The following is a 14,856-nucleotide window of genomic DNA, read 5'->3' on the forward strand; positions in this document are numbered from 1 at the left end:
AAATTGCCAGATGAAAAATAGATATCTGCTACTAGTTTATATTCTTACCATACTGTCGTGCAAGAAGGACTTCCTGGAACGAACGCCCAGCGATTTTATTAGTGAGGGGGAAGTATTTGGTAATCTTGAGAATGCGACCAACTTTCTGAATAACGCATATAATCAGTTACCTGATTACCTGACCATGAGCGGCACACCACCGAATGCATATAACTTGGGCGCCGGTACTGATGAATTGGCTTATATGCATACCTATCCACTCAGCGCCAGGGAGTTTAACACAGGTAGCTGGAATCCTGTTTCTTTTCCAATGCAATGGTTGTGGACTGACTACTATATGGCGATCAGGCGGATTAACATCTTCATTAAAAATTATGATTTGATACCGGAAGAGGTTAGCAGCGGGGGCTCTTCAAGAAAAAGGAGGCTGCTTGGAGAGGCTTACGGGCTGAGGGCATTCTATTATTTCCAGTTGTATAAAATGTGGGGAGCTGTGCCGCTGATAGATAAACCGCTCGATCCCAGTGGTAATGATAATATTATGTTGGAGAGAAGCAACATTGATGATGTAGTGGCATTTATAAAAAAAGATGTTGCCCAGGCTGTATCATTATTGCCACCCAGGTTGGATGATAGCCAATTTGGAAGGATGAATGCCACTGTTGCAAAGGCCCTGTTGTCGAGACTTACACTGTATTATGCCAGTCCTTTATCTAATCCTGGTAATAACCAGGAGCGCTGGCAGGAAGCAGTAACCGCCACGAAAGAAGCCATCGACATAGCCGTTCAGGCGGGACATAGTCTTTCCCTTGGTGATGTGGGGGGGAGAAAAGCTTATGAGCGGATCTTTCTGGAGCTGCGCAATCCGGAAGTAATCTGGACGAAAAATATCACTACCCAAACTGGCACTTATGTGAATGGCCCGGAAGCCTGGGATTTTTTCTCCTCATCCCTTGGATATGCTGGTTGGTACGGATTTGGACCATTGCAGGAAATGGTGGATTCATATGAAATGATCAATGGTGAAATACCTGTGCTGGGCTATACTTCTAATGGGGCGCCTATTGTAAATCCTGTTGCTGCTTATGATCCACAGCATCCTTTCGTTAACAGAGATCCGAGGTTTTACCAGTGCATATTATATCATGGCGCAATGTGGCAGGGCCGTGCAGTAAATGTAGCACCTGGCGGATTGGATAATAATACTTCAGATCGTGGAAGGATTAATTATTTCTGCAGAAAATATGTAGACGAAGGGCATAACCTTTTTTCTAATAGTGGTACAAGTTACCGGCGTTATGCCATCTTTCGGTTGGGTGAGTTATATCTAAACTATGCAGAGGCCTTGAATGAAGTATCAGGTCATAGCAATGAAGTGTATGATATGTTGAATATGATACGGGACAGGGCTGGCATGCCACCCCTGCCGGCAGGGCTGTCGCAAGGACAATTACGCGAGCGTATACGCCATGAACGTAAGATCGAACTGGCGTTTGAGAGCCACCGCTTTTGGGACGTACGTCGGTGGAAAATTGCTGAGCAGGTGGATAAAGGACCGGTGCATGGTATTGCAGTAAGCGCTGCAGGAGCATTCTCATATCCTGTATTTGAGATACGGATTTTCGATAAAAATAAACATTACCTGTTTCCCGTGCCACAACTTGAACTTGACAAAAATCACCTGTTAATACAAAATAGTGGCTGGTAAAATTAATACATTATGAAAGCAATATGTCTGTTACTGCTGGCGACCTTGTCAGCGTGCAAAGAAATTCCGGTGAAAGTATCCGGTACAGAAAAGGCTATCGCAACCGCAACCGAAACCTATCCTAATAATGGGGATTACATAGTACAGGTACGGGATCAGGGGGATACCGAGTGGAAAACGCTCTTTACTCACAACGCCGTTACAAAGAAATACAGTACGGGACAGCTGGGGAACGCTGGTTTTGTAATCCTTGATTCAGATTTCGCACGGCCTATTGAAGTGAAGGTGACAAAGGTTTCAGGTACAACTGCCAATGCAAGGATACGTCCACTGTCCAAAGGGATCATTTCTACGCTCACGGGTAATCAATTACAATTCACATTAAATGCCCCGGTAAAAATCTCCGTTGAATTTAATGGCGACATTATGAATAACCTGTTCATCTTTGCCAATCCACCTGAACAAAACAGACCCAATCCCGGAGACCCGGGAGTGATCTACTTTGCACCTGGTATCCATAATGCAGGAACCATTAATGTATCATCCGGTCAAACTGTTTATATCGCGGATGGAGCACTGGTATATGGCCATATATGGAGTGGTAATGCCACTAATGTAACTATTAGAGGTCGGGGTATTCTGGATGGCGCTAAGCTGGAACATAATCCTGGTCTAACCCGTCCATGGCTTGTGGGGCTGACAAATGGCAGTAATGTTACCATTGAAGGAATTGTAATGAGAGATGCCCCTATGTGGACGACGGTATTGAGAGATGTTGATGGCGCCAGTATCAGGAATGTAAAACAGATCTGCTACAACGAGAACTCAGATGGATTTGATATCGTACAGTCAAAAAATGTTATCATTGAAGATGTGTTTGTAAGGAATCATGATGACAACTTCAGCGCCAAGATACATACAGGAACAGCTGCAACAAATATTACCCTGAAAAATTCCACATTATGGGCGGATAGAGCGCATAACATGTTGATAGGTCCGGAGGCGGCGGGTGGTACATTTGACCAGATCAGGTTCGATAATATTGATGTATTGGAGAATGCACAGGATGATAATGTTTTTCCCGGTGTAATGGCAATTATGGCAGCGGACGGAGGTATTTACAAGAATATCGAGTGGAATAACATTCGTATTGAAGATTTTACGGCGGGTAAGGTATTTTGTGTCCAATACTCGAACGCCTACTCGTCGCTAGGCTATGGCTTGAAAGTACAGAATATACGGTTTGATAATATTACTTACAATGGAACGCATGCCAGTCAAAGCAAGTTACTGGGGTTCGACGCCAGCCGCAACATAGATACTGTCCAGATCAGTAACTATAAGATCAATGGCACACCGGTGACGGGCGTTTCATCGGGTAACATGCAGGTGAACAGTTATGTGCAGCATTTAAGTTTTTAACCTGGCTGTTACTACAAGTGGTGCTAAGTCCGGATGAGGCTGAAATAACTGATAGTTCATGGAGCCATTATTAGCGGGTGATGATAAGGCTGATCACTGTAAGTTACTTAAAAACATGCCATCTCCATCGTTTTTGCAGGTAAATCAGTGGTGCATATTTTTATCTTTTCCCGTAATAAAAACGGAGTAATAAGGTTACAGCTCCTTATTACTCCGTATGGTTTTACAATAAGCGCTTATGAACCATGCGATAGGGAATTATCTGCATGACAGCTTATTATTTCCACCAGTTGTAGTAGTTATGGTGTGTATCTACTTCGAATCCGCATTTGGGATACAGGTTGTTCCCTATGTCATTGGTTTTCTCTGTTTCCAGTAATAATCCGCAGGCTTTTGTTTCTGTGCAAAATTCTTTACAACGGTCTATTAAGCTTACAGATAAACCCCTTCCCCTGAATTCGGGGTCCACAAACAGATCACTCAACAGCCATTGTTTCTGCAGTTTGGTATAATGAAACAATGGGTAGAGCTGTGCAAATCCCACTATTTTATCATCCACGACTGCTAAAAAAGTAACCGTTTCATTATTAGAGATACGGTCCTTTATAAAGGAGGTGGCTCTTTCGAGGTCTGATGGCTGCCGGTAAAAAATCCGGTACTGGTTAAAAAGTGCTGAAAATGCATCCAGGTGTGCGAGTTCTGCTTTAATAATTTTCTCCATGATTTTTATTTTGTTACTGCAAAGTTGCAGTATTTTTGGAGTATTGATTTCATCCAGTTTTTACAAAACTATAGGTCCAGATGCTACACCCTTGGAAAACAATTTTTAACATTACGTTTGATACAGATAAAAGTCTGGTGATACAGATTGCCGACAGCATCCGTAATGAGATTATGAAAGGGCGGCTGGCAGCAGGCACTGCGGTGCCGGGAAGCAGGGTGCTGGCTGCTGACATAGGTGTAAACCGGAAAACGGTTGTTTTTGCTTATGAAACACTCATTGCAGAAGGATGGCTGGAGAGCAGGTCTAAAGCAGGTACCTTTGTAGCAGGTAATCTACCCGTTGTGGCGGTGAAAAAGAAACATGCCAGTTCCTACCAATCCAATTTTCACTTCAGGAAGGTACCTTATGCTGTGCTCACGGATATGCCTGCGGGCAGGAACCGGATTGTTTTTAATGAAGGGGCCCCGGATACCCGTTTGGCGCCACTGGTAGAAATATCAAGAGCTTACCGCCGTGTTTTTCAGCAGAAAGGCAGATGGGGGTTGCTGGGATATGGCAGCGAAAAGGGAGATGAAAAACTCCGGGAAGCTTTGTGTTTGATGTTATCCAGGGATCGTGGTATTCATTTATCAAAAGATAATATCTGTATTACGCGCGGCAGTCAGATGGCCCTTTATCTGGCTATCCGGATATTGGTGAGCGCACGGGATATGGTCGTGATGGAGTTGCCGGGCTATCCGGCAGTAGCCAAACTATTTGAAGAAGCAGGTGCAAAGGTCCTGGCAGCAAAGGTAGATAAGGACGGATTGGACACTGACTATCTGGAAAAGCTCTGTCAGCGGCATCCTATCAAGGTGCTGTATACCACCCCGCATCATCAGTTCCCTACCACTGTTACGATGAAAGCTGCCCGCCGGCTGCATTTGCTGGAGCTGTCGCTTAAATACGGTTTTGCTATCATAGAAGACGATTACGATCATGAATACCATTTTGGTGCAGGTAATAACCTGGCCCTTGCCAGCAAGGAAATGGCTGCAAATGTGATCTACATCAGCTCGCTGAGCAAATTGATTGCACCGGCCGTACGTATAGGCTATATCGCAGGGCCACCTTTGTTCATGCAATCCCTTATTAATTTCAGGGTACATATTGACAGGCAAGGTGACCGGATCATGGAGCGTGCACTTGCAGACCTGCTCGTGGATGGTACTTTAAAAAAGCATGCAAGAAAGGCGTTATCTATTTATGAAGCCCGGAGAGAAAACTTCGATCAGTTATTACGTCATTACTTTGGATCATCCGTATCATTTGAAAAACCGGAAGGAGGGCTTGCTTTCTGGATACAGTTGGAGAAGGCGGTAGATTGGGAGTCATTTATCGGAAAGTTACTGGAAAGGAATGTACAGATCGTACCACCACAGTCGTATTACTGGAAGGGGAAAGCTTCGCAGCATGTGCGGCTGGGATATGGTTCTCTTAACTTAACCGAAGTAGAAGAAGGGATAAAACAGATGGCCCGCATCTATCTGGGTAAATAACCCCGATATACGCGGACCTGTCTGTATGATGGTTTGCTACAGCGTCTTATAAGATCAGCGAAAAATGATATGCAGCGAGCTTATATCCTTTGTTCAGATAGAGCCGGTGGGCATCATTACGAACATAGCCACTGTCGAGATGTACCGCCGCCTTGCCGGTTTTGCGGGCCAGCTGATGAATATAATCCAGTAATTGCCCGCCATAACCTTTACCCCTGTACTCCGGCAAGGTGCTCAGGTCATCTATATAAATAATTTTCCCGCCTGCCAGCATGTACATATTGCGGAACCCTGCAATAGCTGCTACTCTGCCTGTTTCCTGATCCGTGATATACAGCAGCTGATAACCTTCCTGCTGCATTTCCTTTACCTGCTGCACATACTGCTCCTGCTGAAGATGTGGACGCAGACAGTATACCGCCTCCCAGCACTGTTCGATCTCTTTTTCGCTTTGTGCAAATCTGATAGTGGACATATGGACGCCGTTTAAAGTTCTGGAAGCAGATGAAAGGCCACCCCTGTACGGTTCCATACATTGATGGTAGCAATTGCCATGATGATCTGCGCTGTTTTCTCTTCTCCAAACAGGGCAATGGATTTATCATAGAGTTCATCACTCAGGCCATGTTGGGAGATCAGGGTTACTTCTTCCGTCATAGCCAGCAGCAATTGTTCCTCTTCATTAAAGGCATTGGGCGCTTCCCGCCATACAGGGATCAGGGAAATACGTTGTACGGTTTCTCCCATTTTTAAGGCATCCTGTACGTGCATGTTTACACAAAAGGCACAACCATTTATCTGGGATGCCCGGATTTTGATCAGTTCCTTATGTAGTTTGGGGATACTGGTAGTGCTTAGATATTTTTCCAATGCTGAAATAGCCTGATACGCAGCGGGCTGCACGGTCATCATTTTGAGTCTTGGTTTCATGTGATCTGATTTTATACTCCAAAAGTATACCGTATTTGGTCTATTTTTATAGACCAGTATCAAGAAAGCTGGTAGTCCAGATGCTTCCTTTTCAAACACTCATTTCTATTAATAAAAGTGCTGCCACACCTGTGTATCAGCAGATAGCCAATGGATTTATTGTATTGATCCGGGATGGCCTTATCAAGCCTGGAGCGTCATTGCCTGGCAGCCGGCAGATGGCATTGCTGTTGCAGGTACATCGAAAAACGGTCATTGCGGCCTATGATGAGTTATTTACGCAGGACTGGATCACCACTATTCCCCGCAAGGGAGTCATTGTAGCAGAAAACCTGCCGGAAATAAAGCCCAGGAGTTTTAAAGCCACTACGCCTATTCCTCCGTATGCCGGGAATACAGGTTTTACCTTTCAGTCATTTCCTGCGATGCCTGCCACTACGATCAAGCCTGGGAAGCATCGCCTCGTTATCAATGATGGATTTCCGGATATCCGGATTGCTCCCATGGAGCTGTTGTTGAGAGAATACCGGCGATTGGTGCAGCAACCAGCCGGCAAGCGGGCTGCTTCGTTTACTAACCTGGCCGGATCATTATCCCTGCGGGAGGAATTGGTAACGTTCTTATCTGCTACGCGGGGACTGAACATTGGCGTCAAAAATATACTGATCAGCCGGGGCGCGCAAATGGCAATTAATATGGCCGCCAGGCTGGTGTTAAAGCCCGGTGCAGTGGTATTGGTGGGAGAACCCAATTATTTCCTGGCGGATATGGCCTTTCAGTCGTTTGGCGCAAAGCTGGTGAGGATACCTGTAGATGAAAATGGAATGGACGTGGATGCGATCGAAAAGATCTGTAAGCAGAAAAAGCCAGACCTGCTATATATTATTCCGCACCATCATCATCCTACTACGGTTACCCTTAGTGCCAACAGGCGCATGAAGTTGCTGGAGCTGATCCGTAAGTATAAATTTCCGGTGATAGAAGATGATTACGATTATGACTTCCATTATGCCGGAGGGCCTATTTTACCATTGGCCAGTGCAGATCATGGCGGGAATGTGATCTATATCGGGTCTTTGACTAAATCCCTGGCTGCTACTATCCGTATAGGCTATATGATTGCACCGGAAAATTTTATCCGGGAGGCGCTGCATTTGCGGATCACCATTGATATCCGGGGAGACAGTCTTATGGAAGAAGCACTGGCTGCATTATTTGCACAGGGAGATGTGCAAAGACATCTGAAGAAATCGGTGAAGCTGTATCATGAGCGCCGGGATATGCTGGCCGCCTTATTGCAGCGAGAACTGGAAGGGGTGATCTCCTTTCACCTGCCCGCCGGTGGGATGGCTTTATGGGCACAGGTAAACAAACAATATCCTTTACCGGCCATTGCTGCCAGGGCCGCAGCGAAAGGGTTGTTTATGAGTGACGGTAGTACCTATAGCCGTGGCAGTAATAATTACAATGCATTCCGTTTTGGATTTGCAGCGTTAAATCCGAAAGAAATGGAAGAAGTGGTACAGCTCATCAAAAATTCCATTGAATGATGTTGTAAAGTCACCTTACTTTTGCAGCGGAAAAAAGACCGGATACAATGAAAATAGCTTATATCTGTTATGAAGTACAGGAAAGGTATGTAGTGGGAACCACCGGAGATGAGGATACTGAACTGCTGCAATTTCTGCAAGGCAAAGGACTGGATATCCACCGGGAAATATGGACGGATCAAACGGTCAACTGGCAGCAATATGAACTGGCTATCCTGAAATCGCCCTGGGATTACATTGATAAAATTGATGCGTTTTACAGCTGGTTGCAGGTATTGGAAAGTTATCAGATACGCTTGTTGAATCCGGCCGGTATTGTGAAATGGAACAGTGATAAACATTATCTGAAAGATATTGCTGCGGCCGGATTACCGGTAACGCCTACTGCATTTCTGGAGCGGGGAACCACCGTGGCATTGTCGCCTTTTTTCGATCAGTTTAATACAAACAGGTTGATTGTAAAACCCTGCGTAAGCGGAGGGTCTAAAAATACGTTTGCCATTACCCGTCCGCAGGTAGCAGACTTACAGCCCAAAATCCAGACTTTGGTACAGACAGAGTCCTTCCTGGTACAACCCTTTATCCCTGAGATTGAAACCGCCGGAGAATGGTCCCTGTTATTTTTTAATGGCAAGTTTAGCCATAGCCTGCTTAAAAAGCCGAAAGCCGGTGATTTTAAAGTGCAGCATTATCTGGGAGGGAGTATTCACCCGCAGGAGGCCACCGCACAGCAAATAACAAGTGCAGTCGCTTTTGTAACTGCTTTTGCAAAAGATTGTTTGTATGCCCGCGTAGATGGCGTGATGGTAGACGGACAGTTTTTGTTAATGGAGCTGGAACTGATCGAACCACTGCTGTATTTATTTACACATCCGGAAAGCTATCAGGATTATTTTGAAGCATTGGTGAGCTTAATGTAAACACCTTCTTTTTTTTCAAGTTAATTTTAGTTTATATAAATATTTGGTTTATGTAAACTAACTGTTATATTGTGCCATAATTAAGTGTGGCTCAAGTTAGTATGTATGATAACCAGCAATCCCTTATACCTCTGGAAATCTCTGACATCCTATTGAAAACCAGCCACCCTACACCTATTACATAATCTGTCATAACATATGCTTTCTTATTTTAAGAAATCCTTTGCAAGGAAAAGGGCCCGTCGTATTTTTCAAAAATATGGTTACCGGGTAGATAAGTTCCGTTTGAAAAACAATGAAGAAGTGGAATATGCCAACTGGCTGAATCCGCTGATCACTCCCAAGACAATCACCCAGCACGAGGTAGACTTTTTCCGGCAATATATCCGGGAAGGATCTTTTGTGGTGGATATCGGTGCCAATACGGGCGACTTAACCGTATCCATGAGTATTGCAGCCGGCGGAAGCGGGCTGGTGCTGGCATTGGATCCTAATCCGCACGTATATGCTATCCTGGAAGCCAATGCTAAACTGAATGAGGGAAAAGCCAATATTGTACCGCTGCAATTGGCTGCTTCTGATAAGGAAACAGCATTTTACTATGCTTCCTCAGAAGCCTCTATGAGTAACGGTGGGCTGATCCAGGACCTGAGTGACAACCGTCATGGAAAGTATAAGCTGGAAGATCCAATCAAAGGGGTACACCTGGGAGATTACCTGTTGACACATTATGCAGCGTGGTTACCCAAGTTATCGCTGATAAAAACAGACACGGAAGGGCTGGACTTTGAAGTGTTGAAAACGCTGGAGGTGGTGCTGGAAAAGTATCATCCTGTGGTGATTTCAGAAATCTTCCATGATATGTCTGCCGAAACAAGGGAAGGCATCTTTAACTTGTTTAAAAAATATAATTATACGATCGTCAACGCAGGGTTCATGCATACAGAAGAACCACTGGTAATCCGGCCGGTAAATGTGAAGGAGGATATGCCTAAAGCAGGTGTAACGGAAAACATTATTGCCTACTGATCCGGCAGGTATATTTTTAACTTATCAAAAAGGAGGTACCACATCTGGTACCTCCTTTTTTTAGTGGCGCTTTATCTCTATCCAGCATTAGATGTTACCTGGGAATGCGCCATAAAATTGTCTCAATTACCCCCCCAGAATGTCGTGTTTACAACCCTTGTAACCAAAAGGTTTCATATATATTTGTATTCATGGTAGAAGTGTTCAAAACCGATGTCAGGGATCAACAGCAGGCCAACAAGCTGATAGATCTGATCCACAACGCCTTCCCGGAGTATAAAGCTAATTTTGACCTGGAGGACTGCGACAGAATCCTGCGTGTAAAAAGCAGCACGCAGTTAATCCTGGCAGCCCCACTCATTCAGTTGCTGCATAAAGCAGGGTATCATGCGGAAGTACTACCGGATGACGAGCCGTCTATGAGCAGTGTATTGCAGGGCAGGAGCACAAGCTGGATGAGAGGATAATGGCAGCCCCAACAACTACCCCAGTTGTGTATCTGCATAGAAGATCATTGCTTTACTGATAAAGGCAGCATAGGCCGGATCGGGTTTACCATCACGGGCGGTATACCGTTCATCCGTTGTGTATAGTCTGGCCAGCCCCCGATAGGCATCCGCCAGGTTATCTCCGGCTACAGATGCATCCCAGTATTCGCGGATATGCGCAAAATGCCGGGCTATCTGCTGCTGTACTTTAGGATGTGTAGGTTCCAGGTGCATCAAACCCGCAATAGCTGCATTGATATTTTCTCCTGTGGCCTGCAACTTTTTGTAATCTGGCTTGCTTAACCGGCGGAGTTTGTGCTCTGCGTCTTCTACTACCTGTGTGCCCCATTTTTCCATTGCTTCCTGGCGGTAAGCCATCGCAGTTTCCCTGGGAAATCCTTCATATAGTTCTTCGTTTGTTAACATAATTGGTCCTCCTTTTAGTTTTAAAATGGTTTTGTCAATGGTTTCAAGCAAGGTGGAAAGCCTGTTGCGCCGCACTTCCAGCGCTTTTTTATGTCCTTCCAGTGCCTCCAGGATCCCAAAAGCGGGATCGTCAAGAATACCGGCAATCTCTTCCAGTGAAAAATCCAGTTCTTTGTAAAAAAGGATCTGCTGTAACCGGAGTAATTCCGCTTCTCCATAAATACGGTACCCGGCCTTGGTCCGTACAGATGGTACCAGCAATCCTATCTGGTCGTAGTGGTGCAGTGTGCGCACACTCACTCCTGCGAGCCTGGCTAGTTTTTTCACTGCATAGGTGCTTTCCATATGCTTATTTTCTAATGCAAAACAAAGATAGGGTATGACGTAGCGTTAGGGTCAAGGGTTATTTTTAACTTTCTTTAAAATATTTCCGGACAATTCGTCAAAACCGCTGTGGCAGCAGGATAGGAGCAGGCAGGAAATACACCCGCCACCGGTATCACGGGGAAGATATCCGGAAGCCTGTTGCAAAGGGTCATTCTGAACCTTTTTCAATGTATTTTTGCTACTAACGTTTCACCAAATTGTATTAGAATGAAAGCTAATTTATTGACGAGCGCGATAGGCCGGTTGCGGTTTGTGGCTTTTTTTGAAGGATTGTCTTTACTGGTGTTATTACTGATCGCCATGCCTTTGAAATATTGGGCAGATATGCCGCAGGCGGTGAAAGTAATAGGAATGTTACATGGTATTCTCTTTATTGCATATGTAATATTTGTCATGGAAGTGAAACTGGCGCATAAATGGGCCTACGGAAAAACTTTTGGCGCATTGGTGGCTTCTGTTATTCCTTTTGGTACCTTTTACGCAGATGCGAAGTGGTTCAAAAAGGAACAGGGCACTAACGCATAATACATGCGGGAAATACGATTGATCACTATTTTATCCGATTTAAACATGAGCAACATTCAGTTACAGCTTAATGAAAAAGGCCGGGGCGCCTTTCTGATCCTGGACGGCAATGAAAAAGCGGCAGAGATGGACATCAGTATTCACGGGCAGGACGTGATAGTGTATCATACAGAAGTATTTCCCAAAGGAGAAGGGCAGGGATTAGGTAAAAAGTTGTTCACCCACCTCGTATCCTATGCCCGGGAGCATAAGCTGTCTATCATCCCTTATTGTCCTTTTGTGCATGCTATGCTGAAGCGTCATCCGGAAGAATATGCAGACCTGTGGAGAAGAACACAGAAAACGATCGATCATATCCTGGAAGGACGTGAAAAGAGCATTGGGGTAGAAACAGTATTACAACCTTTGCCACATAAAGATTTCCGCTTTGCTAATCCTTTTGTGGTACTGCATCATATAGGCCCGGAAGTTTTTGCGCCCGGATCTACCGCACAAAGAATTCCGCCACATCCGCATCGTGGATTTGCTCCGGTTACTTTTATGTTTTCCGGAGAAGGTTTTCACCGCGACTCACAAGGCAATGCAGGTACCATTAAAGCGGGTGAAGTACAGTGGATGTTTGCCGGCAGCGGATTGCTCCACAGCGAAGGTGCTACCAAAGAATTTTTACAGCAAGGGGGTATCTATGAATTTGTACAGCTATGGGTAAATGTGCCCAAAGCCCATAAATGGGATCCCCCTTCCTATCAGCAGGTGAATAGTGCACAGATGCCTGCGCTGTTTACCAAAGAAGGGGCGGAGCTGAAACTGGTGAGTGGGAAATATGCAGAATATACCGGCCCTATCCAGACGTTCACTCCCATCGTTACTGCATTTGGCACGATCCCGTCTGGCAAAACCATTGACCTGATTGCTACGGAAGGCTACTGGACACTCATATATATATTGTCCGGAACAGTGACGGTAAATGACAAAGACGAAGTAGCGAAACATCATCTCATTGTATTCAGCAAAAAAGGACAGGATATTAGTATTACCGCAAAAGAAGACACTAAACTGGTATATCTTTCTGCTTTGCCGATAGATGAACCGGTGGCGGCGAAAGGAAATATTGTGATGAATACAGCAGAAGAAATAGCGCAAGCAGAAGCAGATTATGCAGCAGGCAAATTCGGGGAGCTGGAAGGATAAAAAATATCCGGATACCTCTTATATTTATCAGATCAACCAGGATATCTCTTATTATTACGGACAGGGTATGTGTAGCACTGCTCCAATAAAATTATGCAAGTCATATGGACAGTATGCCTTCTGAAACAGCACTGATCCTGCAACTGTCGCAAGGAGATGAACATGCCTTTGCTGCGCTGTATAAATTTTATCAACCAAGGCTGTATCTGTTCGTTTTTCCTTTGACCGGCTGTTCCAAACAAGATACGGATGAAGTAATCCAGGACATCTTTGTGAAAGTATGGTTACGGAAAGAAACATTGGTGACGATAAGATCATTACAGGCTTACCTGTTTATGATGGCCAAAAACAGGCTTTGGGATATCCGGACCAAACATGCACAATTAAAGCAGGTGGCCAATACCCTGGAGCAGCAACAATCCGGTGCACAGACAGAAGTACTGGAAAAACTACAGTTCAATGAATATCACGAGATAGCCAGGGAGGCTATCAGCAAACTTCCCCCACAAAAGCAGCGGATCTTTGCCCTCCGCAACGAACAGGGCTTGTCGCTGGACGAAATAGCTACTGAGTTACAGATCACCAAGTTTGCCGTAAAGAAACAGCTGTATGATGCTGTCAGGTATATTAAAGAGTACCTGAAAAAAAAGGCGGGCATGGAAATCCCTCTTATTTTATTGATCTCCAGTTATTTGCAACGTTAACGCGCCGTGCATAAAAAATAAATACTGCGCGGGAGGTGTCCTTTTGAATATTTCACAAGTCTTATTATCAGATATGGCTATGGACCAGCAACATATTGAATCCTTACTGCAAAAATTTGCTTCCGGCAGTATCTCGGAAGCGGAACAGCGTACCCTGACTGATTATATGTCGACGGTAGACGAACCGCTTTTTAAAGCACTGATGGCGCAATATGAGCATATTGTACAAACCCAGGGTGTACCGGGAGTGGCGGATGAGGCATTATACCAGCGTATTCAGCAACGTATAGCCGGGATTGCCAGTCCGGAACGTCCGGTTATCCGGCGGCAGTGGTATATGGCAGCAGCAGCTGCTATATTATTGTTGCTGGCAGCAGGAGGGGTATACCGGTATTTACGGCAGGCACCGCAGCAACCCATGATTGTGCATCATGCGCCTGAACAGGATGTATCGCCAGGAGGCAATAAAGCGGTACTGACGCTGGCAGATGGATCGCAGGTAACGCTGGACAGTGCCGGCAATCAGGTAATTGCACGTGGAAGTACGGCTATAAAGCAACAGCATGGGCAATTACAGTATACCGTACAAAAAACGGCGGCGGTAAGTTATCATACGCTTTCCACCCCACGTGGGGGCCAGTTCCAGTTATTACTGCCTGATGGTACCCGTGTATGGCTAAACGCTGCTTCCATGCTCCGGTACCCTACCGCTTTTGCTGGTAAGGAACGGGTGGTGGAATTACAGGGGCAAGGATACTTTGAAGTCGCTAAAAACGCAGACCAGCCCTTTAAGGTAGTGGTAAAAGAAATGGAAGTACAGGTGCTGGGAACAGCATTTGATATTATGGCTTATCAGGAAGAAGGCAGGGTGAACACCACCTTACAGACAGGCGCGGTACGTGTAAAACATGGGGTGTCGGAAAAGTTGCTAAAGCCCGGCCAACAGGCAGTGCTGCATACAGCAGACCATTCTCTGGCGGTACAGGAAGTGGATGTAGCGCAGGCAATCGCCTGGAAAACCGGTTTCTTTGAATTTGATAATGAACGGTTGTCGGTGATCATGCGGCAGATAGCCCGCTGGTATGATGTAGAAGTGGACTATGGTGAAATAAATGACCGCAAACGATTTGGTGGGCGCATCAGCAGAAACCTGCCTTTATCTCAGGTACTGCGTATCCTGGAAGCCAACGGAGCGATATTCCGTCTGGAAGGAAAAGTATTGAAAGTAGTTTCGAAATAATAATACCTGACCGGTGCCTTCACCACGTATAGCCCGGCAGGATAAGCGTAAATGAAAAAATGATACACGTTATG

The 14,856-nt window shown here is 45.3% G+C and carries 15 protein-coding genes; 11 read left to right on the forward strand and 4 right to left on the reverse strand.

Features of this window, described 5'->3' with window-relative positions; translation table 11 throughout:
- The first annotated feature begins 10 nt into the window (after positions 1 to 10).
- Positions 11 to 1,708 (forward strand): RagB/SusD family nutrient uptake outer membrane protein, encoded by a 1,698-nt coding sequence (locus ABR189_RS23840; protein WP_354663003.1) that lies wholly within the window; start codon positions 11 to 13, stop codon positions 1,706 to 1,708.
- A gap of 12 nt (positions 1,709 to 1,720) precedes the next feature.
- The gene (locus ABR189_RS23845; RefSeq protein ID WP_354663004.1) at positions 1,721 to 3,130 is read left to right on the forward strand and encodes a glycosyl hydrolase family 28 protein; all 1,410 of its coding nucleotides are present in this window, start codon (positions 1,721 to 1,723) and stop codon (positions 3,128 to 3,130) included.
- 277 nt (positions 3,131 to 3,407) lie between these two features.
- Here the strand turns inward: ABR189_RS23845 and ABR189_RS23850 are convergent, their stop codons facing one another.
- Positions 3,408 to 3,851: a GNAT family N-acetyltransferase gene (locus ABR189_RS23850; protein ID WP_354663005.1), complete on the reverse strand. Its 444-nt coding sequence runs from the start codon at positions 3,849 to 3,851 to the stop codon at positions 3,408 to 3,410.
- Positions 3,852 to 3,931: 80 nt separating this feature from the next.
- Here ABR189_RS23850 and pdxR point away from each other — a divergent pair, with 80 nt between their 5' ends.
- Positions 3,932 to 5,392: a MocR-like pyridoxine biosynthesis transcription factor PdxR gene (gene pdxR / locus ABR189_RS23855; protein ID WP_354663006.1), complete on the forward strand. Its 1,461-nt coding sequence runs from the start codon at positions 3,932 to 3,934 to the stop codon at positions 5,390 to 5,392.
- Positions 5,393 to 5,438: 46 nt separating this feature from the next.
- On the opposite strand, the gene ABR189_RS23860 is transcribed toward pdxR, so the two are convergent.
- Both ABR189_RS23860 and ABR189_RS23865 read right to left on the reverse strand, forming a co-directional pair.
- Positions 5,439 to 5,867, reverse strand: a complete 429-nt coding sequence (locus ABR189_RS23860) for a GNAT family N-acetyltransferase (RefSeq protein WP_354663007.1) — start codon at positions 5,865 to 5,867, stop codon at positions 5,439 to 5,441.
- A gap of 11 nt (positions 5,868 to 5,878) precedes the next feature.
- Complete coding sequence (locus ABR189_RS23865) at positions 5,879 to 6,322, reverse strand: carboxymuconolactone decarboxylase family protein (RefSeq protein WP_354663008.1); 444 nt, start codon at positions 6,320 to 6,322, stop codon at positions 5,879 to 5,881.
- An 80-nt stretch (positions 6,323 to 6,402) separates the two neighbouring features.
- Between ABR189_RS23865 and ABR189_RS23870 the strand changes: the two genes are divergently transcribed.
- From ABR189_RS23870 to ABR189_RS23885, 4 genes are all read left to right on the forward strand, one after another.
- On the forward strand, positions 6,403 to 7,872 hold the full coding sequence (locus ABR189_RS23870) for an aminotransferase-like domain-containing protein (protein ID WP_354663009.1): 1,470 nt from the start codon (positions 6,403 to 6,405) through the stop codon (positions 7,870 to 7,872).
- Positions 7,873 to 7,919: 47 nt separating this feature from the next.
- Positions 7,920 to 8,792 carry an ATP-grasp domain-containing protein gene (locus ABR189_RS23875; RefSeq protein WP_354663010.1) on the forward strand — a complete coding sequence of 291 codons (873 nt, stop codon included), beginning with the start codon at positions 7,920 to 7,922 and terminating at the stop codon, positions 8,790 to 8,792.
- A 198-nt stretch (positions 8,793 to 8,990) separates the two neighbouring features.
- A complete protein-coding gene (locus ABR189_RS23880; protein WP_354663011.1) occupies positions 8,991 to 9,821 on the forward strand; it encodes an FkbM family methyltransferase in 831 nt (276 codons plus the stop codon).
- A 191-nt stretch (positions 9,822 to 10,012) separates the two neighbouring features.
- The gene (locus ABR189_RS23885; protein WP_354663012.1) at positions 10,013 to 10,288 is read left to right on the forward strand and encodes a hypothetical protein; all 276 of its coding nucleotides are present in this window, start codon (positions 10,013 to 10,015) and stop codon (positions 10,286 to 10,288) included.
- Between the two features lie 15 nt (positions 10,289 to 10,303).
- Here the strand turns inward: ABR189_RS23885 and ABR189_RS23890 are convergent, their stop codons facing one another.
- Entirely contained in the window at positions 10,304 to 11,080 is a 777-nt protein-coding gene (locus ABR189_RS23890; RefSeq protein WP_354663013.1) for a MerR family transcriptional regulator, read from the reverse strand.
- 249 nt (positions 11,081 to 11,329) lie between these two features.
- On the opposite strand from ABR189_RS23890, the gene ABR189_RS23895 reads away from it, so the two are divergent.
- From ABR189_RS23895 to ABR189_RS23910, 4 genes are all read left to right on the forward strand, one after another.
- Positions 11,330 to 11,647: a DUF3817 domain-containing protein gene (locus ABR189_RS23895; RefSeq protein WP_354663014.1), complete on the forward strand. Its 318-nt coding sequence runs from the start codon at positions 11,330 to 11,332 to the stop codon at positions 11,645 to 11,647.
- A gap of 45 nt (positions 11,648 to 11,692) precedes the next feature.
- Positions 11,693 to 12,838, forward strand: a complete 1,146-nt coding sequence (locus tag ABR189_RS23900; RefSeq protein ID WP_354663015.1) for a pirin family protein — start codon at positions 11,693 to 11,695, stop codon at positions 12,836 to 12,838.
- 104 nt (positions 12,839 to 12,942) lie between these two features.
- The gene (locus tag ABR189_RS23905; protein ID WP_354663016.1) at positions 12,943 to 13,542 is read left to right on the forward strand and encodes an RNA polymerase sigma factor; all 600 of its coding nucleotides are present in this window, start codon (positions 12,943 to 12,945) and stop codon (positions 13,540 to 13,542) included.
- Positions 13,543 to 13,621: 79 nt separating this feature from the next.
- The gene (locus ABR189_RS23910) at positions 13,622 to 14,782 is read left to right on the forward strand and encodes a FecR family protein (protein WP_354663017.1); all 1,161 of its coding nucleotides are present in this window, start codon (positions 13,622 to 13,624) and stop codon (positions 14,780 to 14,782) included.
- The last annotated feature ends 74 nt before the right edge of the window (positions 14,783 to 14,856 follow it).

It is taken from the genome of Chitinophaga sp. H8 (assembly GCF_040567655.1).
Classification (GTDB): domain Bacteria; phylum Bacteroidota; class Bacteroidia; order Chitinophagales; family Chitinophagaceae; genus Chitinophaga; species Chitinophaga defluvii.

What these genes read in the sequence shown, in the direction of transcription:
- ABR189_RS23840 (WP_354663003.1), top strand. Translation starts at nt 11, where the DNA reads ATGAAAAATAGATATCTGCTACTAGTTTATATTCTTACCATACTGTCG.
- ABR189_RS23845 (WP_354663004.1), top strand. Translation starts at nt 1,721, where the DNA reads ATGAAAGCAATATGTCTGTTACTGCTGGCGACCTTGTCAGCGTGCAAA.
- ABR189_RS23850 (WP_354663005.1), bottom strand. Translation starts at nt 3,851, where the DNA reads ATGGAGAAAATTATTAAAGCAGAACTCGCACACCTGGATGCATTTTCA.
- pdxR (WP_354663006.1), top strand. Translation starts at nt 3,932, where the DNA reads ATGCTACACCCTTGGAAAACAATTTTTAACATTACGTTTGATACAGAT.
- ABR189_RS23860 (WP_354663007.1), bottom strand. Translation starts at nt 5,867, where the DNA reads ATGTCCACTATCAGATTTGCACAAAGCGAAAAAGAGATCGAACAGTGC.
- ABR189_RS23865 (WP_354663008.1), bottom strand. Translation starts at nt 6,322, where the DNA reads ATGAAACCAAGACTCAAAATGATGACCGTGCAGCCCGCTGCGTATCAG.
- ABR189_RS23870 (WP_354663009.1), top strand. Translation starts at nt 6,403, where the DNA reads ATGCTTCCTTTTCAAACACTCATTTCTATTAATAAAAGTGCTGCCACA.
- ABR189_RS23875 (WP_354663010.1), top strand. Translation starts at nt 7,920, where the DNA reads ATGAAAATAGCTTATATCTGTTATGAAGTACAGGAAAGGTATGTAGTG.
- ABR189_RS23880 (WP_354663011.1), top strand. Translation starts at nt 8,991, where the DNA reads ATGCTTTCTTATTTTAAGAAATCCTTTGCAAGGAAAAGGGCCCGTCGT.
- ABR189_RS23885 (WP_354663012.1), top strand. Translation starts at nt 10,013, where the DNA reads ATGGTAGAAGTGTTCAAAACCGATGTCAGGGATCAACAGCAGGCCAAC.
- ABR189_RS23890 (WP_354663013.1), bottom strand. Translation starts at nt 11,080, where the DNA reads ATGGAAAGCACCTATGCAGTGAAAAAACTAGCCAGGCTCGCAGGAGTG.
- ABR189_RS23895 (WP_354663014.1), top strand. Translation starts at nt 11,330, where the DNA reads ATGAAAGCTAATTTATTGACGAGCGCGATAGGCCGGTTGCGGTTTGTG.
- ABR189_RS23900 (WP_354663015.1), top strand. Translation starts at nt 11,693, where the DNA reads ATGAGCAACATTCAGTTACAGCTTAATGAAAAAGGCCGGGGCGCCTTT.
- ABR189_RS23905 (WP_354663016.1), top strand. Translation starts at nt 12,943, where the DNA reads ATGGACAGTATGCCTTCTGAAACAGCACTGATCCTGCAACTGTCGCAA.
- ABR189_RS23910 (WP_354663017.1), top strand. Translation starts at nt 13,622, where the DNA reads ATGGACCAGCAACATATTGAATCCTTACTGCAAAAATTTGCTTCCGGC.